At 67.4% G+C, this 23,751-nt stretch carries 26 protein-coding genes; 12 read left to right on the plus strand and 14 right to left on the minus strand.

Annotation, left to right across the window (positions count from 1 at the left end):
* Nucleotides 1–30: 30 nt before the first annotated feature.
* Nucleotides 31–390: an STAS/SEC14 domain-containing protein gene (locus ASF08_RS01070; protein ID WP_026176180.1), complete on the plus strand. Its 360-nt coding sequence runs from the start codon at nucleotides 31–33 to the stop codon at nucleotides 388–390.
* A gap of 6 nt (nucleotides 391–396) precedes the next feature.
* On the opposite strand, the gene ASF08_RS01075 is transcribed toward ASF08_RS01070, so the two are convergent.
* From ASF08_RS01075 to ASF08_RS01105, 7 genes are all read right to left on the minus strand, one after another.
* Complete coding sequence (locus ASF08_RS01075; RefSeq protein WP_056140181.1) at nucleotides 397–789, minus strand: hypothetical protein; 393 nt, start codon at nucleotides 787–789, stop codon at nucleotides 397–399.
* Nucleotides 790–1,102: 313 nt separating this feature from the next.
* Nucleotides 1,103–2,092, minus strand: coding sequence for an asparaginase (locus tag ASF08_RS01080; protein WP_056140184.1), 990 nt, complete (start codon nucleotides 2,090–2,092; stop codon nucleotides 1,103–1,105).
* An 8-nt stretch (nucleotides 2,093–2,100) separates the two neighbouring features.
* Complete coding sequence (locus ASF08_RS01085; protein ID WP_056140807.1) at nucleotides 2,101–2,307, minus strand: Trm112 family protein; 207 nt, start codon at nucleotides 2,305–2,307, stop codon at nucleotides 2,101–2,103.
* 24 nt (nucleotides 2,308–2,331) lie between these two features.
* Nucleotides 2,332–3,000 carry an LON peptidase substrate-binding domain-containing protein gene (locus ASF08_RS01090; RefSeq protein WP_056140186.1) on the minus strand — a complete coding sequence of 223 codons (669 nt, stop codon included), beginning with the start codon at nucleotides 2,998–3,000 and terminating at the stop codon, nucleotides 2,332–2,334.
* Nucleotides 3,001–3,028: 28 nt separating this feature from the next.
* Complete coding sequence (locus ASF08_RS01095) at nucleotides 3,029–3,958, minus strand: thioredoxin family protein (RefSeq protein WP_056140188.1); 930 nt, start codon at nucleotides 3,956–3,958, stop codon at nucleotides 3,029–3,031.
* 170 nt (nucleotides 3,959–4,128) lie between these two features.
* On the minus strand, nucleotides 4,129–4,605 hold the full coding sequence (locus tag ASF08_RS01100; protein WP_018045217.1) for a hypothetical protein: 477 nt from the start codon (nucleotides 4,603–4,605) through the stop codon (nucleotides 4,129–4,131).
* Nucleotides 4,606–4,664: 59 nt separating this feature from the next.
* Nucleotides 4,665–5,642: a glutathione S-transferase family protein gene (locus ASF08_RS01105; RefSeq protein WP_056140191.1), complete on the minus strand. Its 978-nt coding sequence runs from the start codon at nucleotides 5,640–5,642 to the stop codon at nucleotides 4,665–4,667.
* 105 nt (nucleotides 5,643–5,747) lie between these two features.
* Here ASF08_RS01105 and ASF08_RS01110 point away from each other — a divergent pair, with 105 nt between their 5' ends.
* The 4 genes from ASF08_RS01110 to ASF08_RS01125 all read left to right on the plus strand — a co-directional run bounded on the left by ASF08_RS01110 (nucleotide 5,748) and on the right by ASF08_RS01125 (nucleotide 8,427).
* Entirely contained in the window at nucleotides 5,748–6,284 is a 537-nt protein-coding gene (locus tag ASF08_RS01110) for a 2'-5' RNA ligase family protein (protein WP_056140192.1), read from the plus strand.
* A 35-nt stretch (nucleotides 6,285–6,319) separates the two neighbouring features.
* Nucleotides 6,320–7,078 carry a phosphatase PAP2 family protein gene (locus tag ASF08_RS01115; RefSeq protein ID WP_018045214.1) on the plus strand — a complete coding sequence of 253 codons (759 nt, stop codon included), beginning with the start codon at nucleotides 6,320–6,322 and terminating at the stop codon, nucleotides 7,076–7,078.
* Between the two features lie 120 nt (nucleotides 7,079–7,198).
* Nucleotides 7,199–7,771, plus strand: a complete 573-nt coding sequence (locus ASF08_RS01120) for an RNA pyrophosphohydrolase (RefSeq protein WP_056140195.1) — start codon at nucleotides 7,199–7,201, stop codon at nucleotides 7,769–7,771.
* Nucleotides 7,771–8,427, plus strand: a complete 657-nt coding sequence (locus ASF08_RS01125) for a DUF2939 domain-containing protein (RefSeq protein WP_056140811.1) — start codon at nucleotides 7,771–7,773, stop codon at nucleotides 8,425–8,427. The genes ASF08_RS01120 and ASF08_RS01125 overlap by 1 nt, the downstream gene beginning before the upstream one ends.
* 126 nt (nucleotides 8,428–8,553) lie before the next feature.
* Here ASF08_RS01125 and ASF08_RS01130 read toward each other — a convergent pair whose 3' ends face one another.
* The 3 genes from ASF08_RS01130 to ASF08_RS01140 form a co-directional block, all read right to left on the minus strand.
* Nucleotides 8,554–9,633, minus strand: coding sequence for an ROK family protein (locus tag ASF08_RS01130; protein WP_056140198.1), 1,080 nt, complete (start codon nucleotides 9,631–9,633; stop codon nucleotides 8,554–8,556).
* Between the two features lie 152 nt (nucleotides 9,634–9,785).
* Nucleotides 9,786–10,169: a hypothetical protein gene (locus tag ASF08_RS01135; protein ID WP_056140200.1), complete on the minus strand. Its 384-nt coding sequence runs from the start codon at nucleotides 10,167–10,169 to the stop codon at nucleotides 9,786–9,788.
* A gap of 39 nt (nucleotides 10,170–10,208) precedes the next feature.
* Nucleotides 10,209–10,637: a response regulator gene (locus tag ASF08_RS01140; protein WP_018045209.1), complete on the minus strand. Its 429-nt coding sequence runs from the start codon at nucleotides 10,635–10,637 to the stop codon at nucleotides 10,209–10,211.
* A gap of 209 nt (nucleotides 10,638–10,846) precedes the next feature.
* Between ASF08_RS01140 and ASF08_RS01145 the strand changes: the two genes are divergently transcribed.
* From ASF08_RS01145 to ASF08_RS01165, 5 genes are all read left to right on the plus strand, one after another.
* A complete protein-coding gene (locus tag ASF08_RS01145; RefSeq protein ID WP_056140205.1) occupies nucleotides 10,847–11,518 on the plus strand; it encodes a YoaK family protein in 672 nt (223 codons plus the stop codon).
* A 14-nt stretch (nucleotides 11,519–11,532) separates the two neighbouring features.
* A complete protein-coding gene (locus ASF08_RS01150; RefSeq protein WP_056140208.1) occupies nucleotides 11,533–12,540 on the plus strand; it encodes a WD40 repeat domain-containing protein in 1,008 nt (335 codons plus the stop codon).
* A 7-nt stretch (nucleotides 12,541–12,547) separates the two neighbouring features.
* Nucleotides 12,548–12,814, plus strand: coding sequence for a hypothetical protein (locus ASF08_RS01155; protein ID WP_056140210.1), 267 nt, complete (start codon nucleotides 12,548–12,550; stop codon nucleotides 12,812–12,814).
* Nucleotides 12,815–13,099: 285 nt separating this feature from the next.
* Nucleotides 13,100–13,618: a DUF2937 family protein gene (locus ASF08_RS01160; RefSeq protein ID WP_018045205.1), complete on the plus strand. Its 519-nt coding sequence runs from the start codon at nucleotides 13,100–13,102 to the stop codon at nucleotides 13,616–13,618.
* A gap of 126 nt (nucleotides 13,619–13,744) precedes the next feature.
* Nucleotides 13,745–15,016 carry a hypothetical protein gene (locus ASF08_RS01165; RefSeq protein ID WP_018045204.1) on the plus strand — a complete coding sequence of 424 codons (1,272 nt, stop codon included), beginning with the start codon at nucleotides 13,745–13,747 and terminating at the stop codon, nucleotides 15,014–15,016.
* 26 nt (nucleotides 15,017–15,042) lie between these two features.
* Here ASF08_RS01165 and ASF08_RS01170 read toward each other — a convergent pair whose 3' ends face one another.
* Entirely contained in the window at nucleotides 15,043–15,462 is a 420-nt protein-coding gene (locus ASF08_RS01170; RefSeq protein ID WP_018045203.1) for a metallopeptidase family protein, read from the minus strand.
* On the minus strand, nucleotides 15,459–16,187 hold the full coding sequence (locus ASF08_RS01175) for a pyrimidine 5'-nucleotidase (protein ID WP_018045202.1): 729 nt from the start codon (nucleotides 16,185–16,187) through the stop codon (nucleotides 15,459–15,461). The genes ASF08_RS01170 and ASF08_RS01175 overlap by 4 nt, the downstream gene beginning before the upstream one ends.
* 475 nt (nucleotides 16,188–16,662) lie before the next feature.
* Between ASF08_RS01175 and ASF08_RS01180 the strand changes: the two genes are divergently transcribed.
* Nucleotides 16,663–20,505 carry an EAL domain-containing protein gene (locus ASF08_RS01180; protein ID WP_056140214.1) on the plus strand — a complete coding sequence of 1,281 codons (3,843 nt, stop codon included), beginning with the start codon at nucleotides 16,663–16,665 and terminating at the stop codon, nucleotides 20,503–20,505.
* Between the two features lie 20 nt (nucleotides 20,506–20,525).
* Here the strand turns inward: ASF08_RS01180 and ASF08_RS01185 are convergent, their stop codons facing one another.
* Together ASF08_RS01185 and ASF08_RS01190 are read right to left on the minus strand one after the other, a co-directional pair.
* Nucleotides 20,526–20,966 (minus strand): response regulator, encoded by a 441-nt coding sequence (locus tag ASF08_RS01185; RefSeq protein ID WP_056140216.1) that lies wholly within the window; start codon nucleotides 20,964–20,966, stop codon nucleotides 20,526–20,528.
* Nucleotides 20,963–22,087, minus strand: a complete 1,125-nt coding sequence (locus ASF08_RS01190; RefSeq protein ID WP_056140218.1) for a histidine kinase dimerization/phosphoacceptor domain -containing protein — start codon at nucleotides 22,085–22,087, stop codon at nucleotides 20,963–20,965. The genes ASF08_RS01185 and ASF08_RS01190 overlap by 4 nt, the downstream gene beginning before the upstream one ends.
* 420 nt (nucleotides 22,088–22,507) lie before the next feature.
* Between ASF08_RS01190 and ASF08_RS01195 the strand changes: the two genes are divergently transcribed.
* The gene (locus ASF08_RS01195) at nucleotides 22,508–23,707 is read left to right on the plus strand and encodes a patatin-like phospholipase family protein (RefSeq protein ID WP_200931810.1); all 1,200 of its coding nucleotides are present in this window, start codon (nucleotides 22,508–22,510) and stop codon (nucleotides 23,705–23,707) included.
* Nucleotides 23,708–23,751: the final 44 nt, after the last annotated feature.

Raw genomic sequence — 23,751 nt, forward strand, 5'->3', positions numbered from 1 at the left:
GTGCGTTCGACCCGACCAGGAGTGCTGCACGTGCTGACCTACACCAAGACACCGGACTCGAACGTGGCCGAAATCGTCGTCGACGGCCAGATCACCGATGAGGACATGAACACCGTCATCACCGCCATGCAGGCCGATCTCGACAAGGGCGGTAAGCTCAAGCTGCTGGAAGACGTGCGCGAGTTCAAGGGCATGGAGCCGGCGGCCTTCTTCAAGGATGTCCGCTTCGGCCTCGCCATGATGAAGGGCGTCAGTCACGTCGCCCTGGTCACGGACGCATCCTGGCTGCGCATGGTCGCCGACACGTTCGGCAAGGTCTCACCTGCCAAGATCAAGACCTTCGACCGCGCCCATATCGACGAGGCGCGGAGCTGGCTCGCCGCCGCTTAAAGAAACCTATTCGGCTTGGGCGGTGCGCGTGGTCTGACGCCGCGCCGTCCAGCGCCCCGAGCAGAGGGGCGAAACCTTCCAAGTGCCGCTGCCCGAACGGGCCTCGAGCCGGCCGGAGGCCGCGCCGCTTGCGCTGCCATTCGAGACATTGAGCCCCACCGTTCCATCGGTGCCCACGCGACCTGTCATCGTAGCCCGGTCCGCAGAGGAGATGAGCCGGACCTGCCCGTCCTGGACGGAGACCGAGTAGCTGTAACGGCTGTCGCAGATACCGCTTTCGGTCACGAGCTCGACGGACCATGCGCCATTGAAATTGCCGCCCTCGCGGCTGACGGCCGGTTGAAGATGAGCGGATGAGAGTCCGGCTCCGAGCGCCAGCACAGCCACGAGTTTCGACATGTTTCCCCCTGAGTTGAGACAATTCGCAGATTCCCATGGGCAGCCTTTCGGCGCTCTTGATAGGAACCATGCGTTTTGTGAGTTGATGGATTGTATAGATCTTTGATGCTCAGGGCAAATTTATGGCATCGGCCAAGGTAAGCTTCGCCGTTATGGTAGGCAGATGGTGGCGAATGCTAAGGCGAAATGGCGAATTGGGGCGTACAAATCAGGCGCGGTATGAATTGGCGTGCAAGCTATAGCCGAGCCGGTATCGCTTCGATATTGGCAATGCTTCGGTGTCGAGCGATGGCACCTCCGATCAACGCTCGTTTCAACGATCGAAATAGGCCTGCAACGCGTCGCGGTCCTGCGTGATCGGCAGCGTGAGGAGGGCCAGCACGCGGGCCTTGTCCGGCGACAGGTCGTCGGCGAAAACGGCGCCCTCCGCCTTCAGGGTGCTCCCGCCGCCGGGGAAGCCGTAGACGGGCAGGGCGCGGCCGTTCTCCAGTTTTGTGGCGATGACGATGGCGACACCCTGGGCGATGGCGCTCCTGATCGCGGCGAGGAGCGCGGCATTGACGTTGCCCATGCCGAGGGCGGCCACCACGATCCCTTCCGCGCCGCTCTCCACGGCATGGTGGACCTGACTGCCATCGGCACCGGCATACATCGCCACGATGGCGATTCTGGCGAGCCGATCCGGCAGCGGCAGGGTCTGCCGTCGCATGGGCGACCGGCGGATCACCACGCGATCCTCGTCGATGGTGCCGAGGTAGCCGGTCTCGCCCGAATGGAAGGTCTCCACGTTGTGGGTGTGGGTCTTCCTCACCTCACGCGCCGCGTTGATCGCGTGGTTGAGCGTCACCGTCACGCCAAGGGATGCGGCGGCGGGCGTGAGGATCTGCCGTACCGCATTGAGCAGGTTGCGGGCGCCGTCACTGTCGCGGTCGGAGGCGTTGCGCTGCGCGCCGATGACCACGACCGGCTTGTCGCTGCGCAGCGTCAGATCGAGGAAATAGGCGGTGGTGTCGAGTGTGTCGGTCCCGTGCAGCACCACGACTCCGGCGATGTCGGGATCGGCGAGCAATCCCTCGACGGTCCGTGTCAGCGAGGGCCACAGGTCCGGACCCATCTCCGCGCTCGGAATGTTGGAGAACTCCGTCACGGTGATCCGCGCGAGCTTTTCCAGGCCCGGCGCGGCGGCGACGAGGTCGGCTCCGGACAAAGCCGGCACCGGTGCATGGGTCACCGGGTCGGTCTTCATCGCGATGGTGCCGCCTGTGGCGACGATGGCGACGGTGGGGAGAACGAGGTCCGTCACCGTTCGCCTCAATCGTTCAGGGGCCGCGCCTCTTCGGGCAGCATGATCGGGATACCGTCACGGATCGGGTAGGCGAGCTTGGCCGAACGGCTCACCAGTTCCTGGCGGACGGAATCGTATTCCAGCGTCTGCTTGGTCAGTGGGCAGACCAAGAGTTCGAGGAGCTTGGGGTCGACGCGCGTGGCTTCCACGCCGGTCGGGATTTCGTCGGTCATCGTCATTGTCCTCGGGTCGCGGCTTCACTGCAGGGTCGGCTCGGACCCCGATCCGCGCACCAACTCCATCTCGGTCACCGCAATCAAGACTTCAGCGCGGGTCTTGAGGTCGGTCGCCTCCAGCATCGCCTGTTTTTCGCGCGAGCCGAACGGGCTCATCATGCAGAGCGCGTTGACGAGGGCCTCGTTGGGCGCCTCGTCTATGCCCGCCCAGTCGACCTTGAGGTCGTTCACCTCGACGAAGTCCTTCAGTGCCTTGAGGACGCCTTCGCGGTCTACTGCGTCTTCGCCCGCTCGCGGTTCGAAGTCGCTGAGGAAATCGTCGTAGGAGACCTGGCAGCGACGGTAACGGGTGGTGGTCGCGAGTTCGCCTTCGACGCGGAACCGTGCAATGCCAGTAAGCGAGATGAGGTAGCGCCCGTCGCCGGTCTCGGCGAATTGGGTGATCCGGCCGAGGCAACCGACGCGAAAGAGCTTGGGCGTCATTGGCGACGATCCGCTTTCCACGTCGGGCTGGATCATGCCGATGACGCGATCGGTCCTCAGGGCATCGTCCACCATGGCGAGGTAGCGCGGCTCGAAGATGTTCAGCGGCATCTGTCCACGGGGCAGGAGCAGCGCGCCGGGCAGGGGGAAGACCGGGATGACGCCGGGGCAGTCGCCCGGTCCCTTGTAGCCCGCATGGGTGCTCATCGCGTCTCTCCGCCCCGGCGTTGATGCGTCATGCGAAGACCAGCGTCGACAGTCGCCGCCGGCCCCGGATCGAAGCCTTGTCCATGAGGCCCCAGGCCTCGAAGAACGTCAGGAGCTGCTTGCGGGCCGCCCCGTCGTTCCAGGTCTTGTCCTGCCGCTCGATCTCGATCAGCTCGTCCACCGCCTCGTCGCGCTTCCCGAGACCGTTGAGGCCGAGAGCGAAATCGAACCGGGCCTGGAAATCGGCGGGATCGGCGGCGATGCGCTTCTGGAACACGCCGAGATCACCGAGGGAGGCCGCCTGTTCGGCGAGCTCCACCGCCGCGCGGATGCTCGCCAGAGCCGGGTCACCGGCCTTCTCTGGCGGCGCCATGTCGAGAATCTGGCGCGCGTTGGCGACCTCGCCTGAATCGAGTTGGATCTTCGCGAGGGCAGCCAGGGCCACGAGGTTCTCCGGCTCCTGCCCGAGGACGGCGGCATAGAGTTCGGACGCCCCTGCCATGTCGCCTTCGCCGAGGGCCGCTTCGGCCTCGGCCATCATCGCCTCCACCGGCGTCGGGCCGGCGGGACCTGTGAGCCTGGCGATGAATTCCTTGATCTCGCTTTCCGGCAGCGCCCCGACGAACCCGTCCACGGGACGTCCCTTGTCGATGGCGATGACGGCCGGGATCGATTGCAGCCCGAGCTGCTGGCTGATCTGCGACCAGATCGCCGGATTCTCGTCGATATTCACCTTGGCGAGGATGACGGCGCCCTTGGCGGCGGTCACGGCCTTCTCCAGCAAGGGAGTCAGCTGCTTGCAGGGGCCGCACCATGTCGCCCAGAAATCCACCAGAACCGGCTGCTGCAGGGAGGCAGTGATGACCTCGTCGCGAAACGTCGCGGTGGTGACGTCCTTGATGAGGTTCGCGGGACCGCCGGCGGGGCTCGCCCCGGCGGTGGAAACGTCGTTCAGCATGCCATCCTCAACTCTCGCACTCGGATCGACGGAACGGATGCCGCCGGTGGCCGATCAGATTCGTCCAAGCCCTAGATGGGCGCCCCGGATCAACTGGACCAGAGCGGTACTCGGGCTATTCACACCATCCCGGCCTCTAAGCGCTTCGGCCGTCTCGCAGCACCACCGCCTCAGGGTTTCGGCGCGCCGGGGGGCGTTTTCGCGTCCGTGACGAAACGGGCCTCATAGCGTCCCTTGGCCGAGGTCGCCTCGCAGGTGATCGCGGTCTTGCCTTCCTGCGGGTTGCTGAAGCTGCACGACCCGACAGCCGCTAGCGGTCCGCGAACCACGCCCTCGTCGGTCTTCTCGCCGGGAACGACGAGATTGATCGGCTGCAGAGCGTCCGTTTCCTCCGTCCGCTCCTGTTGTGCCCCACTGCCGCTGAAGCTCAGGGAGCGGCCGTCCCAGGCGGAGAAGTCGAAACTCGTCCGGTTGCGGGACACGGTGTTCATCATCGTGTCCTTGCAGTTCTGGGTCACGTCCAATCCCGCCACGATCAGCTTCTCGCATGTGCCCTCGAGCTTGATCGCAGTCTGGGCGCCCGCAGGACTTGCCAAGGCGACAAGGACGGCGAGGGCGGGAAGGATGAGGGCGGATGGTGTCTTCATGGCGCTGATGTATGTCCGTCGTCGGATCTGTCGAGGGCAATGTCGCGAAGGTCGCGGCCTCATGTTCCGAAGCGTAACGCCCTGTCGTTGGGAGCGTCGAGATCGAGCTCTGGACCTTTCGGCACGATCCCCGTCGGATTCAGGCTCGGATGACTCCCGTAATAGTGCTGCTTGATGTGGATGAGGTTCACCGTGCCGGCGATGCCGGGCAGGGTGTAGAGGTCGCGCAGGTAGTGCGAGAGGTTCGGATAGTCGGCGATCCGGCGCAGGTTGCACTTGAAGTGCCCGACATAGACCGGATCGAACCGCACCAGAGTGGTGAATAGGCGGATGTCGGCCTCGGTCAGCGTCGCGCCGCACAGGTAGCGGGCCTTGCCCAGCCGCTCGTCGAGGGAATCGAGTTCGGCGAACAGGGCGTCGAAGGCTTCCTCGTAGGCGTCCTGGGTCGTCGCGAAGCCGGCCTTGTACACCCCGTTGTTGACGGCATCGTACACGCGGGCGTTCACCGCATCGATCTCGTCGCGCAGGGCTTCCGGATAGAGGTCGGGTCCGGTGCCGCCGAACGCGTCGTTCAACATGCGGATGATCTCGGACGATTCGTTCGAGACGATAGTGCGGCGCTGCTGGTCCCAGAGGACGGGGACGGTGACGCGACCGGTGAAGTCCGGCACTGCCTTCAGATAGACCTCGTAGAGTCGGTTCGCGCCGTTCACCGTGTCGGGTGTGGCGCCCGGTGAATCGCTAAAGACCCAGCCTTCCGATCCCATATGCGGATCGACTACCGAGACCGTGATCGCCTCCTCCAGCCCCTTCAGCGCGCGCACGATGAGGGCGCGGTGCGCCCAGGGGCAGGAAAGCGAGACGTAGAGGTGATAGCGGTCGGCCTCCCCGCGAAATCCGCCCTCGCCCGACGGGCCGGGCTCGCCGTCGGCGGTGACCCAGTTGCGGAACTTGGCATCCGTTCGCTTGAACCGGCCGCCGGTGTCCTTCGTGTCGTACCAGGTATCCTGCCAGGTGCCGTCGACAAGCAATCCCATCCGTCGTCTCCCACCAGACCCGCCGATAGCGAGATGAGCCATGTGTGGCTTGTCGGAAAGAGCAAAATAGCGGGAACAGGTCTGCATCCGCACGGTTTGCCGGCGATGAGTACCTTGCCCGACGCGCCCACGGCCGATCCGCTGATCCTTACCCTGGAGATGGACCCGGAGACTTTCTGGCATTTCGACGGGTTGAGACGGCGGCATTTCCCGCAGAAGCTCAACGTCATCCCGGCCCATGCCACCCTGTTCCACCACCTGCCGGGCCTGGAGGAGGAGGGGATCGCCGTGACCCTTTCCGAACTCACGGCGGAGCGTGAACCGGCGGAGGTCGCCGTCACCGAACTTCGCTTCATGGGCCGCGGCGTCGCCTTCGCCCTCGTCTCCGACGCCCTGTCCCGGCTTCGGGACGAGATCGCCCGGCGTTACGCGGATGTGCTGACCGCACAGGACCGGCAGGGATGGCGGCCCCACGTCACCGTCCAGAACAAGGTCGCGCCGGACGTCGCCCGCACCCTGCATCATACGCTGGAGCGCGATTTCGAACCGTTCAGCTTCACCTCGCCGGGGCTGATCCTCTGGCGCTACCTTGGCGGGCCGTGGCAACAGCGGGGACGCTTCGCCTTCGGGCGGCATCGATGATCGAGGGACGACGAACCGATGACGAAGACAGCAGCATGAAGGCGCCGCTCCCGACCTATCTCCAGCATCCGCTGTTCAGCCACGCCACGGCCCTGTGGCTCCGCCTGCGCCTCAACGAGGTCGGCCCCCTCGTGGCGCTGCTGGGCGTGAGCTTCCTCGGCTACGCCTTCTTCTTCCTCGCCGACGAGGTCGGGGAGGGCTCCACCGAAGCGCTCGACCGCAAGATCCTGCTTGCCCTGCGCAACCCCGCCGACCTGTCGGACCCGATCGGGCCTCGCTGGCTCGAGGAGACGATGCGCGACATCACGGGACTCGGCAGCGTCTTCACCATCACCTTCGTGACCCTGAGCGCGGTCGCCTATCTGGCGCTCACCCGGCGGCACCGCATCGCCGCCTTCGTGCTGGGCGCCATCGGCGGGGGATTGCTCGTCTCGACGGTGTTGAAGATGTTCTACCATCGGCCGCGGCCGGATCTCGTCCCCCACGGCATGGACGTGTTCACCGCGAGCTTCCCCAGCGGCCACGCGATGATGTCGGCCATCGCCTACCTCACCCTGGCGACATTGCTGGCCCGCGTGGACCAGAACCGTGCGGTGAAGGTCCTGATCCTCCTTCTCGGTGTCGGGATGACGCTCATCGTTGGGGTGAGCCGGATCTATCTCGGTGTGCACTGGCCGAGCGACGTGCTCGCCGGCTGGTGTATCGGCGCGGCCTGGGCCTCCCTGTGCTGGTTCATGGCGCTGATCCTTCAGCGAAGAGGCGAGGTCGAGTCCCCCGATCCTCCGCCGGGCTGACCTTGCCCGAAGGTTTTGTTGGCAGAGTGAGTCCGGCGGGCGGCGCGAGGGGAACGCTCTTCACGCGATCCCATCGTGAACTGCCCCTTGCCGCATTGCGGCCCATCGCTGCCCTGACCTATGGTCCCGCCGATGAAGCTCACCGTGCCCGAACCCGACCTGCCGTATCGGCCCTGCGTCGGCATCATGCTGATCGCTCCCCGGGGGAGCGTCTTCATCGGCCGTCGCCGTCAGGAGGCGGGGCCGGAGCATGTGCAAGGAGACCGCGCCTGGCAGATGCCGCAGGGTGGGATCGATGAGGGCGAAGATCCTCTCGCGGCGGCCTTGCGGGAACTGCACGAGGAAACCAACGTCTCGGCCGGTTCGGTCGTACTCCTCGGGGAGACACCCGGCTGGCTCGCCTACGATCTGCCGCCCGCCGTACTGAAACAGGCCTGGAAGGGCCGGTATCGCGGACAGACGCAGAAGTGGTTCGCTTTCGGTCTCGTCGGGGACGAGACCGAGATCGACGTGCTTTCACCCGGCGGCGGCTTGCACAAATCCGAGTTCGATGCCTGGCGTTGGGAAGAGATGGACGGGTTGGCCGACCTCATCGTGCCGTTCAAGCGGCCCGTCTACGAGGCCGTGGTCGCCCAGTTCGCAGTCCTTGCCGGGTGGAGCGAGCAGGCGCAGAGGGCTGCCCCATCGCGATGATGCGATTGTGGTGGATCCCCATTTCCCTGATTCTGTCGTGGTTCGTCTACACGCTGACGCCGTTCTGGATGCTCTATGATCTGGCCTCGGCGGTGCAGGCACGGGACGTCGGGTATGTCGAACGGCACGTCAACTTCCGCATCCTGCGCCAATCCATGATCCGTCAGATTTCGGCCGCCGCCTCTCAGCCGAGGGGCGAGGCCGGTGCCGAGGTCGAGCTCTCGCGGGATCGACAGAGGCTGATCGAAGCCGCGGCGGCCCTGGCCGAACCTCTGACCGAATCCCTTGTGACGGCACAGTCGGTCATCGATCTCCTCGATGACGGTATTCCGCAATCCCTCGATATCGGCCTCCGCGGCGGCGATGCCGAGCATAGGAGCGACGTTCCCGCCGGATTGAGGATCGACACGATTTCTCGGCTGATCCCGTACTACCTCTCCTCGGAGATGCGGGGATTCCGCACCCTCGTCATCGCCGTGCCTCCCGAAGCGTCGCGGTCGCAGCGGTTCCGCCTGCGCCTGCGCCTGCGGGGGTGGTCGTGGCGGCTGGTTGAGATCGAACTACCGAGCGACCTGCGTAACCGCATCGCCAGCAAGGTGGCCCGCGTCCGCAATCATCCAGACCAGGATGCAGTACCGCCGCCCACCCCGCCCTGAGCAACTTTACACCCGACGACCTGCGACACTCCGAAGACTTGAGCGGGGGATGACATCGGGCTCGCGATGCGCGGGAGCCCCTCCAAACCGTGGGGACCGCGCGCTGAAGGTCGCGTGGTCCGACCCTCAATGCACCGTGTCGGGGAGCCGCCGGTTGGTGAAGCGGGCATTGCCGAGGCCGGTGCCGATGGTGAGGACGCCCCATCGCGCGACGCCCGTCATGTCCGACATGGCCGAGAGGCCCTGCACTACGGCGTCGTTGTGCATCAGCACCATGGTATCGTGATCCCCGATGGTGGGAATGGCTTCCACCAGTCGTTCGGCAAGGTTGAAACGACTGCTCTCCCAATCGCCGGGCAGGTTCTGGCCACCGCGTTCGATGGTCCCGTCGGAGGCGATGACGCCGGGGCACCCGACCCCAATGAAGGGCGCGAGTTTTAGGCGCGAGCGCTCCGCCCGCGAGATCAGGTCGTTCAGCATCGCGATCAGGCGGTCGACCGCCTCGTCGCGGCTCGGGGCCGGATCCTCGTCGCGGTGGCGCCAGAGCTCCGAACGCCAGATCTCTGCGCGCGACAGGTCGGCGGCTTTCTTCAGGTTGGTCGTAACGACTCCCGCCCGGATGTTGCTGCCCCCGATATCGACGGCGAGCAGGCTGTCGTAGCCGGAAAAGATCCAGGACGGCGCGAGGTGGACGGCCCCGATCAGCCCGGCCTCGTCCGGGTGGTGACGAATCGGCTCGAGGTTCAGGTTGAGACCGCCGGCACGGAGGATCACGCTGGCTCGGTCGATGGCGAGCCGTCCGGCGAGGCTGTCGCTGAAACCGCCCCCGACGACGATGCTCTGGGTATCGCGCCACCCTTTCTGACGCAGGAAGCGCCGTACGACGGTGGCGAGCTCCTGCGCGAATTCCTCGATTGCGCCGAAGACCACGCCGGCGGCGAGCGGGGTACCGTCGATCAACAGATCGTCGAGGCGCCGCTTGCTGAAATCGTGGCTCGGCTTCGTGCCGAGCGGGTCGGGACCGAGCTTGCGCAGCTTTTCGCGCCAATCCTCCACGAGATCGCGGAAGGCCTTCTTCGATACGCGATCACCGATGAAGCCCTCGCCGTTCTTCAACTCGATGTTGTAATCGTCGAGGGTGACCGAGGGCAGGTCGTTCGACGCGTGGGAGAGGCTCGATCCGCGCGTTGCCGTATCCGTGCCCATGCTCGATCGATCCTTTCAGAGTGAGGGAAATGCCGACCGTCGAGATCCGGCCGCACTGGCCCGCCGCGTGGAGTTCGGCATGGCCAGCGATGCAAGCGTTCTCGCCCCGCGAGTGTTCCGTCCGAGACGCGATCCAGCTTTTGCGAGCGTGGTCACTTCGCCTTGGCGGGGACGCCCTCGGCGGGGGGAGCCTTCGGCTGGCGGGCTTCCATGAGATCCTCCGCCTTCTCTTCGTCGGTATCGCCGCTCTGCTCGATCGCCTTCTCGGGGTTGGTGGCCAGCGCCTTGATGATCGCGACGAGGCGATCGCATTCGCCCTCGTACTTGTACGTCTCCAGGATGATCGCTGCGTCACGCAGGGTGCGCAGGTCGCGCACCGCCTGCTTGTTGGCGGTTTCGCGAAGCTCGGATTTGCCGGCGATGGCTTCCTCGAGCTTCGCCCCCTTCACGTCGCACGCGGCCTTGGCGTTTCCTGTCGTGTAGGCGCTGAGCGTCGTGGCGCAGAGGACGAGAGCGGTGGCGAGCAGGGTGCGCATGGGGGATGGGGCTCCGGAAGGAATGGGGCGCGGTTGCGCTCAGGCGTAGTGGGGGAAACGGCGCAGGAGGCCGTTGGCGAGGGCGATGAGCTGGCTCGGGCGATAGGGCTTCGGCACGAAGATTGATTCCGCCACCGCATCCGCCTGCGAGAGACTTCCGCGTCCTCCCGACGTGTAGATGACCGGGAGGTTCGGACGCAGGCGCCGCGCCCGTCGGGCAAGGGAGAGGCCATTGGTGTTGCGGGCCAAATCGATATCGGTGAAGAGCAGGTCGACGCGTTCCCGCGCCAGGATGTCTTCGGCCTCCTCGGCGTCGGCGGCGCTGAGGACGCGGTAGCCTTCGTCCATGAGGGCTTCGACGGCCAGTTCGCACACCATGGCTTCATCCTCCACCACCAGAACGGTTTCGGATCCGCGGACGGAGCCGAAGTTCGGCAACGCGAAGGCAGCGTAAGCGACAGGGATCATGACGCAACTCCAACTCACCCGGGGCGGGACGAGAAGCCCGACGCCGGATCGTCACACCAACGGGAGTGGCGGCCGCGATGTTCGGTCCCGTTCACTCGAATTGCGCGGACTTGGTAAGCAATGCCTTAACCCTACCGAACCGGCCTCGGTCGTCCCGGGACGGAACGGGGCGGCGGGAGCGCGCGCGCTGCCATGAGCCGGAGCCTGTCATGAGCCGGACCTGGCATCTCGGCTTCGGCCTCGTCCTCACGGCGCTGGCCGGCTACGTGGACGCCCTCGGGTTCATCCGGCTGGGCGGCCTCTACACCTCGTTCATGAGCGGCAACACGACCCAGTTCGCCGTGGCGATAGGGCATGACACGCCCCTCCTGGCGATCCTGCCGGCCCTTCTCATCTTCGCCTTCTTCCTGGGAAGCCTGTGTGGGGGCGGGCTCTCGGCCCTGACCCCGGCCCGGTGGAGCACTCCGGTGCTTCTCGGCTTCGAGACGGTCCTGGTATCCGGCGCCTATCTCACCGCGGTGGAGGACCCGAGCCCAGGCCACGCCTCGCTGCTTCTCGCCCTCGCCATGGGCGCGCAGAACGCCGCTCTCGCCCATGTCCAGGGGTTCCGGGCCGGCACCACCTTCGTCACGGGAGCGCTGTTCAGCACCGGGCAGAAGCTCGCTTCGGCGCTCGCGGGGCGCGGACCCCGTTTCGGCTGGGTCGGCGACGGCCTCGTCTGGCTCTCGCTGCTATGCGGTTCCCTGCTCGGGGCGGTCGCCTATGGCCGCCTGGCGTTGTATGCCCTCGCCATTCCCGCCGGCATCGCCGGTTGTCTCACCCTGGTCGCGACGGTCATGACGGTGCTGAAATCGGCGCCGGATTCCGCATCCGCGTCCTGAGAGGTTCTTAGCCGATGAGCGCCAGCGCTCCCTCACTCGTCGATCACGTCGTTCCGTTGGAGGCTGGCGCCCATGTCTCCGGGGCCGTCTGGCTGAAGGACGTCCTGGCCCTGGCGCTGGGCGACGGCGCCGTGATGCTGGTCGGCCCCCACGAGACGCGGCGCGTGGCGGCTCACCCGGATGCCGGCATCCTGGTGGCCTCGGGTGACGGACGGCGGATCGTGACGGGCGGCGACGACGGACGCATCGTGGCCGTCGCGGCCGATGGCGACATGACCGAGGTGGCCGCCGCCAAGGGCGGGGCCTGGATCGACGCCCTGGCGCTCCATTCCGATGGCGCCATCGCCTATGCGGCCGGCCGCAACGTCGTCGCCCGCGATGCCAAGGGCCGGGAGAAGGTCTTCGCCGCGCCCACCACGGCGCGGGGGCTCGCTTTTGCGCCCAAGGGCTACCGCCTCGCCGTGGCGCATTACAACGGCGCCACCCTCTGGTACCCGAATCTCGAGACCGCCCCCGATTTCGTGGAATGGAAGGGCTCGCATCTCGACGTCACGTGGTCGCCGGACGGCCGCTTCGTCGTGACGACGATGCAGGAGAACTCGCTCCACGGCTGGCGTCTCCAGCCCGACCGGGGCCACATGCGGATGTCGGGCTATCCCGGCAAGGTCCGCTCGGTGAGCTGGTCGGGGGACGGCAACTGGCTCGCCACCAGCGGCGCGGAAGCCGCCATCATCTGGCCGTTCGATTCGAAGGAAGGCCCCACCGGCAAGGCCCCGCGCGAATGCGGCATCCGCCCGGCCCGCGTCACGCGGGTGGCGTTCCACCCCAAGGCCCTGGTCCTCGCCATCGGCTACGAGGACGGCTGTATCCTGCTCGTGCGCTTCGCCGATGCCTCGGAACTGCTGGTCCGGCCTGCCACCAAGGGCGGAGCGGTCTCCGCCCTGGCCTGGGACGGGCGCGGCGGCCGGCTCGCCTTCGGCTGTGCCGGTGGCATGGCCGGCATCCTGACGCTGCCGGGTTGAGGCGGCGATGGCGCTCCTCGGCTTCAGACGCCGGCGCGAACCGGCCGACGATACCGCGCGCCGCCGGGTCGAAGAGTGGGTCCGCGACCTCGTCGAGCCCGGGACCGTGGTGAAGGTCAACGAGATCCTGTGCCCGGACCCCTCCTGTCCCGGCCTGGAGACGATCGTCCTCGTCATGAGGCCGGGGCGGAAGACGCAGGCCGCGAAGGTGGCCAAACCCCTGGCCGAGGTGACGCGGGCGGAGGTGGAAGCCGCCTTGGCGGACCTCCCCTGACCGTTCGGGAACCGCCACGGAGCGGCCCCTTCGTGCGCCATCCGACCGTTCGGGAACCGCCACGGAGCGGCCCCTTCGTGCGCCATCCGACCGTTCGGGAACCGCCACGGAGCGGCCCTTTCGTGCGCCTCCCGACCGTTCGGGAACCGCCACGGAACCGCCCTTTCGTGCGCCATCCGACCGTTCGGGATCCGCCACGGAGCGGCCCCTTCGTGCGCCATCCGGCCGTTCGGGAACCGCCACGCGGCTCGGCCTTTTGTCTGACGACGTCATGAGGGATGAATCGTGCTGCGTGTGATCCGGACCCTTGGCCTCGCCCTCGGCATTCTCGGCGGCATCGTCGCCGCCCAGGGGCCCGAATTCGCGCAGCAATACGCGCAGCGGCTCGGGGGCACCCTCGACGAGTTGCGACGCTCCATCGCCGCCCTCGACGCGGACGCCGCCGCGAGCGGGACCAACCGGCAGGGGGCCGTCGAGCGCCTGCGCGGCAACGGCGACGCCCTGGTGGCCCGTCGCGGGGAAGCGGCCCGCGCCGATATCGAGCGCCTGCAGCGTCTCGACGCGCAGAAGCAGGCCCTCACCGAGGCGGGCGGCCCCATGGGCCGTTTCGCCGCGCTGCTGCGCGACCCCGATATGGCGCTGGCCCGCGCCACCTACCAGGATTACGTGCCCGCGGTCCCGGCGAGTGCCGACGGGATCATCGCCGGATTCCTCGGCTTCCTGGCGACCTGGGCGGGTTGGCGGGTGCTGACGGATGTCGGCCGGCGCCTGGTTCCGAGGCGGCGGCAACCGAAGGCCGCGTGAAGGCAGGCGGCGGAGGACGCACGGGTGTTGCACGACATCTACAGCGCGCACCGCCTCCCTGCACTACGACTCGACCGGTAGCGCACGGGCGGACTCGTGGCGCCGTCGAACGGCTGCAATCGCACCATGGCCCGCGCGCCCACCTCTCGACCGTCCATCGATCCGGCCCTCGACGCGGCGGCCCTGCTCCGGCGCGTGGGGTTCTTCGGCCTGTTCGTCCTGCTTCCCGTGGCGGCGCAGGTGGCCCGGCGCGCCACCGTGATCCTGGCGCCCATCGCCATCGCGCTCATCGTCATCGCCAGCGCCATCGACGGCAAGCAGCGGCCGCTCCGGGTGACGGCGACCCGGATGCTGACGTCCACGGCCTTCCTGGCGGGGGGGCTGGTCATCCTCTGGTCGGCCCTGTCCCTGGTCTGGACGCCGTTCCTCGGACCGGCGACGGAGCGCCTTCTGAATCTCACGGCCACCATCCTGATGACCCTGGCCGCCTATCTCGCGCTGCCGGACCGCATGCGCTCGGCCAACCTCTACCTGCTGCCGCTGGGCGTCATCGCCGCGTCCATCGTCTCCATCGTGTTCGGGCTGTTCGGCGACACGCTCCTGCGCACCATGCCCGAGGACCAGAGTTCGGTGGATCGCGGGCTGACGGTCCTCGCCTTGCTGGTCTGGCCCTCCGTGGCGTGGCTGCGCTCGCGCGGGCGTGACCTGGAAGCCCTCGGCACCGCTATCCTCGTGGCCCTGGCCCTCTCGATCTCGCCGAACATCACCCAGATCCTGGCGCTCGCCGTCGGCGCGGTGGCTTTCGCCCTCACGACCTATCGCCCCCTCGTCGGCGTGCGCGCGGTTGCCCTCGTCTGCGGCGGCCTGCTGGTGAGCGCGCCGTTCCTGCCGTTCATCGCCCGGCCCATCGGCATCGTCGCTTTGGGGCCGACGGCGCCCAATGTCCTCACCATCAAGGCGTGGCAGAAAGTGGTGACCACCGAGCCGGTCCGCCTCGTGACCGGACACGGGTTCGAGACCGCCTCGCGCGGCCGGTTCGTGAACCTGCTGCCCGGCAACGCCCCCACCACGATGCTGTTCGAACTCTGGTACGAACTCGGGATCGTGGGCGCCTTCGCCGCGGCCTTCGCCCTCCACGCGGCGATCCGCCATAGCGGCCGCTCGGCCACCGCCACCGCCCCCGGCGCGATCGCACCCGGAGCGATGGCGGTCTTCGCCAGCGCCTTCACCATCGCCTGTATCGGCGTCGGCCTCACGGTGATCTGGTGGGTGACGACGCTGACCGTCACGGTGCTCGTCTTCATCGCCGTGGAGCGCGGGCAGTTTCGCACCCGTCGCCCGAAGGCCAGCCTGCTCAGACCTCGCGCCGTGAGCCCGCGTCCCGCCAACGACGATTGACGGGACCGGGCGGGATCATCGGGACCTCACTCGTCCGCCGCCGCCTCGATGGCGGCCATGTCGTCGTCGGACAGGCCCATATGGTGGCCGATCTCGTGGACGAGGACATGGGTGACGAGATGGCCGAGGGTCTCCTCGTGCTCGGCCCAATAATCGAGCAGCGGCCTGCGGTAGAGCCAGACCCGGTTGTGCCACTGCCCGGTCGCCACCTCGCCGCCCTGCGCCAGGCCGACGCCCCGGAACAGGCCGAGCAGGTCGAACTCGCTCTCGCACTCCATCTCCCGGAGCGTGGCGTCGTCGGGAAAATCCTCCACGTGGATCGTCACGCCCTCGCACAGGGCGAGGAACTCCGGCGGCAGGCGGGCGAGGGCATCGCGTGCCAGGATCTCCACGTCGTCGAGGGACGGCGCCTGGAGATCGGCCCAATTCCGGGCGGGAGCGTTCATCCGAGGACCGGGAGGACCCGCTCGCCCAGGAACGCGGCGAGATCGTTGGTGATGTGGTCGATATGCGGCTCCTTCACCGCCTCCTGCTCGAAGGCCTCGCGGAACGGATCGATGGTGCGGGGCACGACGAGGACCGTCGCCATTCCGAACTCGTGGGGCACGACGAGATTGCGGGCGATGTCCTCGAACAGGGCCGACCGGCGCGGATCGACATCGTGCCGAACGAGGAAGCGCTCGTAGGTGGAGCGCTCGGGTTTCGGGACGAAGTCGGCGGCGGCGATGTCGAACACGTCCTCGAAATGGTCGAGGATGCCGAGCTTGGCGGCCACGTTCTCGGCATGGCGCCGGGAGCCGTTGGTGAGGATCAGCTTGCGGCCGGGCAACTGCTCGATGGCGTCGCCCAGGGCCGCGTCGAGGCGGATCGTGGAATGGTCGATGTCGTGGGCGAAATCGAGGAAATGATAGGGGTCGACATTCTCCTCCACCATCAGCGCCTTCAGGGTGGTGCCGTAGCGGTGGTAGAAATGCTTCTGCAGCGCCCGTGCCGAGATCCCGTCCAGGCCGTAGAGCTGCATGACGTACAGGGTGATACGCTCGTCGACCTGCGGCCAGACGAGGGCGTCGCTGGGATAGAGCGTGTTGTCGAGATCGAACACCCAGGTGTCGACGCTCGAGAAGCCACGGGAGCCCGCGCTGGAGAGATGGCTTTCGCCGGGAAGGAACAAGGTGGCTGAACGGGGTTCGAGGCGGCGGGAGCGGTGCAGGACCGAATGCGATCGACAACGGTTACGATGAAATTGCGCCCTGCGAAAGGAAGCTCGGCCATTCGATCGGGGCAATCGCTCGAAGCGCCCGCCTCGGTTGTCGCGCTGGCCTCGGTCGTCGGCGCCCGCCTGCGCGGGCTCAGGCTTTCGCCCCCCTCAAGGCTTGCCAGGACGTGCGTCCTGACAAGGCCGCGCCGCGAAGCCGATGAAACGGTTTCGAGGGATCGCCGCGGCCAATCGATCCTTCCCCGTGACGAAGCCGCCGTTTCGCGTTTCCGTGCCGCATCGGCCGAATGACGGTGGTGGTTCGAAGGAAAGAGTAGGACTATCGCAACGTTGATCAGCGTAATGTACATCGCGAACGTCCATGACGCAGCGTCGATCGACGCCATCGGCAGGACGGATAACGTCGGCTTGCTTTCCTGGATGGTGCGACGTGCAAGATCGGGCACACGACCGAGGCGACGAGGAGCGGAATGATGCCATCGAGGCGGATTCCACGCATCCGAGCGATGGTGATCCGGAGCCACATCTCGACGCCGTGTGCCGCACCGCGTCGGCCCTGTTCCGCGTTCCCATCGTCCTCGTCCCCCTCGTCGATACCGAATTTCCCGCGCTGAAGGCGGGATCGGGTGCCGCGGGGGCGATGCCGGGTTGGTCCGATGCGTTCGCGGGGCAGGCCATCGGAGGCGAATCCGACGGGCCGGTGGTGATCCGCGATCTCCTCGCCGACCTTAGATTTGCCGACCATCCCCTGGTGACGGGCGGGCTCCGGGCCCGGTTCTACGCGGGCGTGCCCCTCACGCTCCGATCCGGGCACAGGACCGGCACGATGTGCCTGATCGACACCGTCCCGCGTCCGGATTTCACCGACGAACACCTGGTCCAGCTCGAGGATCTTGCCCTCATCGTCACCGGGCACCTTCGCCTTCACCTAGCCAATGCGGAGCGCGAGGCGGAGCTGCGCGAGCGCCTGCGCGTCACGACCATCCTCACCCGCCGCGAAGCCCATCTCGAAGCGGCCCTGGCATCTCAGCGCATGGCCGAGGAGATCGCGGGTTTCGGACATTGGCGCATCGACGTGGCCGAAGCCTGCGTCGAATGGTCGGCGGGGATGGCGCGGATCCATGGCCGCGCGCCCGCCGATCTCGCGCGCATCCCCCTCGACGACCATCTGGCCTTCTACCATCCCCAGGACCGGGAGCGCGTCCGCTGGCATCTCGACGACACCGTGGCCGGGTCGGGGGCATTCGCGCGCGACACTTACGAGCATCGGTCGCGGATCGTCCGACCCGGTGGGGAATGCCGGGTGGTCGCCGAGCGTGGAATCGTCGAGCGTGATCCTGACGGGAGCATCCGAGCCATCTCCGGGATCTGCCTCGACGTCACCGAACTGGCCCGATCGGACCAGCACCTGCGCGAGACGACGGATCTCCTGCGCGTCACCCTGGAGAGCATCGACGAAGGCCTCGTCATGGTCGATGCGGACGACCGGGTCAGGGTCCATAACGAGCGCCTGAACCTGCTCCTCGACCTGCCCCGGGACATGCTCCACGACGGAGCCCCCTTCGACGACCTCCGCCGCCACATCGCCGAACGGGACGGTTCGCTGCCGGCGACCCTGGACAGGCGGGTCCGTGACGGGAACCGCGATCACGGCGAAGCGGGCGCCAGCGGCGAGCACCTGCAACGGGATGGGACCCTCCTCGAACTCTGCGGGGTGCCGCTGGCCGACGGCAGCACCGTCTATACCTTCGCCGACATCACCGCCCGGCACAGGGCCGAACGCTCGCTTCGCGAGAGCGAGGCGTCCTACCGCCTGCTCGCCGACTTCCTGCCCCAGATGGTCTGGATCACGAACGACCGCGGCGACACCACTTATTGCAACCGCCATTTCGGGCGCTACTTCGAGCGGCCGCTCTTCTCCCTCAAGGAGCGGGTCGAGGCCTGTCACCCGGACGATCGCAGCCGCATCCGCGGCGATGTCGGCGACCGCCACAAGGCATGGCAGGACTACGATTTCGAGGTTCGCATCCGCCGCGCCGATGGCGTCTACCGCTGGCACAAGGTCAGCAAGCGCCCGATCCGCCTCCTCGACGGCCAGCCCGGATGGCTCGCGACGGCCTTGGATATCGACGACATCATCACCGCCAGGATCGCGCTGGAACGCACCGGCGACCTGCTGCGCCTCGCCCAGGACGCGGCGGAGGCGGGGGTCTGGGAATGGGACGTGGCCTCGGGCTGGATCTGGCAGTCCCAGGAAAGCGCACGGATGCAGGGATTGCCCCTCGATGGGGCGGATCCGGCCGCCGGCCTCGTGATGACCATGACGGAGTGGGAGCAAAACCTTCCGGCCGAGGACCTGGTTCGGGTCCGGGCGGAGGCGAGCCGGGCCATTGCGACACGCACCAACCACAAGGTGGAATTTCGCGTCCTGCACCCGTCGACCGGCGAATGCCGCTGGTTCCAGGGATTCGGCCAAGCCGTCCTCGACCCGGAGACGGGCGAGGTCTGCCGCTTCGTCGGCATGAATCTCCACATCACGGCCAGCAAGGAGGTGGAGGAGGCGTTCAGGGCGAGCGACGCGCGCCTGCGCCTGAGCGAGGAACGGCTGGCCCTGGCCCTCGACAGCGGCAGGGACGGCCTATGGGACGCCGACCTCCAAACCGGCGAGGTCTGGTTCTCCGACCGGGCTCAGAGCATGCTCGGCTACGCGCCCGGCGAGTTCGGCCGGTCCTTCGCCTATGTCGGCTCCCTGATCCATCCGGACGACATCGACGGTTGCCGGCTGGCGGCCGTCGCGCATTTCCACGGCCAGCAGCCGGCCTTCGAGATCGAGCTCCGGGTCCGCACGAAGGCGGGGGGCTACATCTGGCTCCTCGCCCGCGGCAAGGTCGTGACCCGCGCCCCCGACGGCACGCCCATCCGCTTCGTCGGAACCCATATCGACATCACGGCCCGAAAGGAGGCAGACCAGCGGATCGCCCATCTCGCCTGCCACGACGCCCTCACCGGGCTGCCCAACCGGTCGATGTTCCACGAGCGCCTGGATCAGGCCCTCGGCTCGGTGCGGAACGGCGGTCGCCCGATGGCGGTGCTCTGTCTCGATCTCGACCGGTTCAAGGCGATCAACGACACGTTCGGACATCTGGCGGGCGACATCCTGTTGAAGCTCGTCGCCGAACGCCTGCGCGAGGTCCTGCGGCCGTGCGATGTCGTCTCCCGCCTCGGCGGCGACGAGTTCGGCATCATTCTGGTCAATCTCGGCGGGAAGGACGAGGCGGTCGAGGTCGCCCGCAGGGTGATCGACGCCATCGCGCTGCCGGTGAAGCTCAACGGCCACCTAGCCAATATCGGGATCAGCATCGGCATCGCCCATGCCCCCTCGGACGGACTCGAGGCCGATCCCCTCCTGAGGCATGCCGACCTCGCGCTCTACCGGGCGAAGGCCGCCGGGCGGAACACCGCCCGCGTCTATGAGGCCAGCATGGACGCGGCGATCGAGGAGCGCATCCAGCTCGAATTCGAGCTGCGCGAGGCCATCCTGGGCCGCGACCTGACCCTGCATTACCAGCCGGTGGTCGACCTCGCGACGGACAGCGTGAGCGGCGTCGAAGCGCTGATGCGCTGGCCCCATCCCACCCGTGGGATGATCCCACCCTCGACCGTCGTCGAGATCGCCGAGGAAACCGGCCTGATCGTTGAGCTCGGGAACTGGGCCCTGCGCGAAGCCTGCCGCGAGGCCGCGTCCTGGACGCATTCCGCCCGGATCGCGGTGAACGTCTCGGCGATGCAGTTTCGCGAGCCGGGCCTCGAACAGTGCGTGATCATGGCCCTCTCGGCGTCGGGCCTCGCGGCGGACAGGCTCGAGCTCGAAATCACCGAGAGCGTCCTCATCCAGGACACCGAGGCGGTGATCGCCTGCCTGCACCGCCTGCGCTACCTCGGCGTCCGTATCGCCCTCGACGATTTCGGGACCGGCTACTCCTCCCTGAGCTACCTGCGGCAGTTCCCGTTCGACAAGATCAAGATCGATCGCTCCTTCATCCGTGAGATCGCCGACCCAGACACCGCCGCCATCGTGCGCGCCATCGTCGGGCTCGGCGAGAGACGCGGAACGACGATCACGGCGGAGGGCGTCGAGACACGGGCGCAGCTCGATCTCGTGCGGGCGGAGGGATGCAACGAGGTCCAGGGCTTCTTCTTCAGCAAGCCCGTTCCCGCGCGTGACTTGTCCGGCGTCGTCGCCAAGCTGTCGCGCGCCGAGAGGGCGGCCTGACGCGACGGGACGGCGCGAATTCAGCCGCCGAGGCTGGCGAGATAGCCGGGGGCGAGGCGCAGGCCGAGGGGCAGGTTCGAGACCGGGGGCGGGGTCCGGATGCATTCCTCGAGGAATCCCATCGTGTTCCCGATGATGGCCTCGGAGAAGGGCTTGGCGATGACGGCCACCGCGCCGGCGAAGTCGTCGTGGAAGCGGCTCGCATTCGCGGTCAGGAAGACCAGCATCATCGCGGGCTCGTCCGCCAGATCCTTCGCCACGTCTAGGCCGGAGGAGCCGCCCTTCAGCTGCAGGTCGATGAGGACGATGTCGGGCCGGGTGCGCCGGGCCACCGCGACGGCATCCCTCGCGGATACGGCCGTGCCGACCACCTCGTGCCCCGCCTCTTCGAGCAGGATCTCGAGCTGCATCACGATCAAGGCTTCGTCTTCGACGACGACGATCCGGAGAGGTTCGGTCACATCGACTCCCTGTGGCCCGTCCCGCCGCGGGGCAGGCGGATCTCGATCCGCGTCCCGGGATTGGCCGGGTGCCAGGCGATATCGGCATTCAGCTGGCGCACCAGACTCTCGATGAGGCGCTTGCCGAAGGTGCGGCCGCCGCCGACGTCCACCGGCATGCCGATCCCGTCATCGGCGATCGTGATGCGGATCTCCTCGCCCTCGGGCTTCACCGAGACCAAGAGCCGGCCGCCCGCGTCACGGGGGAAAGCGTGCTTGAGGGCGTTGGTCAGCAGCTCGTTCATCACGAGGGCGACCGGCGGCGCCTGTTCGACGGCGACCTCGACGGAGACGAGGTCGACATCGAGCTCGATCTCCTGCCGCCCGGAGCCGCGCACCAGATCGACGGCGAGTTCCTGAGCGAAGGCGGCGACATCGAAACGCTGGACGTCGTTGGACTGGTAGAGGCGCTTGTGCACGGTCCCAAGAGCCTCGATGCGGGCCAGCATGGACTTGAGCGAGGCCTTCGCATCCGGGTCGGTGATGGTCCGGGTCTGCAGGGTGAGCAGCGAGGCGATCATCTGGAGGTTGTTCTTCACCCGGTGGTCCACCTCGTGGACCAGCATGGTCTTGGCCGCCAGCGCCTCGGTGAGCTCCCGCGTGCGCTTTTCCACCTCGCGCTCGAAATGGATCTTCTCGTTGCGCGTCTGCATGAGCGCATCGATCCGGTCCGTCACGTCGAGCTGCGACGCGAAGAAATACACGGTCTCGCCCTCGTCGCTGCTCACGGGGCTGACATAGAGGGCGTTCCAGAACTGGCTGCCGTCCTTGCGATAATTGAGGATGTCGACGGCGACATCGCGCTTGGCCGCGATCGCGTCGCGGATCTGGCGCACTGCGTCGGCACTGGTCTCCTCGCCCTGGAGGAGGCGACAGTTCCGGCCCATGACCTCGGCGCGGCTGTAGCCGGTCATCCTGAGGAACGCGTCGTTGACGAAGACGATGGGATTGTCCGCCTGCCGCGGATCGGTGATCAGCATCGCCATGCGCGTCGCGCGGATGGCCGCCGCGAAAGGATCGCCCCTTCCGTGCTCGGCCCCCAATCGGTCGGTGAGGTGCCAGGCGTCGTCCGCTTCCATCATGCCTTCCCGTGTTGCCCGGCGCGGATCGCGGCCAGGGCGAAAGTCTTCGGCACCGACGAAGGCACCACACCGTCGCGAAGATCCGTATCGCTTCGCCATGACGGTGAGCCATGGCGTACGAGTGATAGGCGGCGATGTCGTTGTGAGTTGATATCAACGACATAGGGAGGCTCATCCATTCGACAAGCTTTGGTGTGCCGCCGTGTTCCAGTCGTTCGAGATCGTTTTACGGAACGTGTGTCGGAGCACGCCCGTAGAACCGTTGCTGATCCATCACGTATCAGGCCGATCGGTGCGGCTTCGGCCGGCGATGATTGCCGGTCATTGCCCGGAACGGTAGAATGGCCAAGCTCGTTATCGCTCGGCTTGACGCTCCATCCCCCGGTGGCGATGCAGGTCGAACGCCAGGATCACGCCGCCATGTCGACATCTCGCCGGTTCGGATGGGTCAAGGGCGCGGCCGCGCTCGCCGTGGCCGCGCAGCTGGCCGCCTGCGGCTCCATCCCCCGCGTGGCCTACACCGCGGACCAGGCCTCGGCGGCGGTTCCGGCCGGCATGGATCTCAGCGTGCGCGCCTATGCCGACGCGTCCGAGAGCACCTTCACGGAAATGGTCGCACGGCCGGAACGCTCGAAGCGCGCCTTCGCCTATCTCGCCCTGTCGGGCGGCGGCGGTGACGGAGCCTACGGCGCCGGCATCCTCAACGGCTGGTCGGAATCCGGCAAGCGGCCCGAATTCGCCCTCGTCTCCGGCGTCAGCACCGGCGCCCTGATCGCGCCCTTCGCCTTCCTCGGGTCGGCCTACGATTCGACCCTCACCGACATCTACACCAGCGGCGTCGCCTCGACCCTGGTGCAATCGCCGAGCGTGACCAACATCGTGTTCGGATCGGGCCTGTTCGGGGACGGACGTCTCCGCGACCTCGTGCGCCGCTACGTCACGTCCGATCTCCTCGCCGCCATCGCCGAGCAGCACGCCAAGGGCCGCCGCCTCCTCGTGGTGACGACGAACCTCGATTCCCAGCGCGCGGTCATCTGGAACATGGGCGCCATCGCCACCAATGGCGGGCCCAACGCCGTCGCGCTGTTCACGGATGTGCTCACGGCCTCCGCCAGCATCCCGGCGGTGTTCCCGCCCCAGCTCCTCGACGTGCAGGCGGAGGGCAGGGCGTTCCAGGAGATGCATGTGGACGGGTCGGTGGTGACGCCGGTCTTCACCCTCCCGCAATCGTTCCTGCTGCGGGACGGCCGCCTGCGCACGGCGGGCAAGGCCGATATCTACGTCATCATCAACGGGCGGCTGGAGCCGGAATTCGACGTGGCGCAGAACAACACCCTGTCCATCGTCGAGCGCTCGTTCACCACCGCGAGCCGGGCGCGCAGCCGCGCGACGTTGGCCGCCACCTACGCCTTCACGCGCGGCAACGGCATGGGCTTCAACCTGACCTATATCGACGAGTCCGCGCCCAACACCACGACGGCGAAAGGCTTCGACACCGCCTACATGCGCCAGCTCTACGAGAGCGGGCGTGAGACCGGCCGGGCCGGAACCTTCTGGCGCAAGAGCGTGCCCACGGCTCCCCTGGTGAAGGCGATCGCCGCCGGGGTCGCGCGGAACTGAGAGGCCGGCACCATCCCCCGGTGGGGTGGTGCCCTGCGCCGCCC

The sequence above is a fragment of the Methylobacterium sp. Leaf85 genome (genome assembly GCF_001422125.1).
GTDB classification, from domain to species: Bacteria; Pseudomonadota; Alphaproteobacteria; order Rhizobiales; family Beijerinckiaceae; genus Methylobacterium; species Methylobacterium bullatum.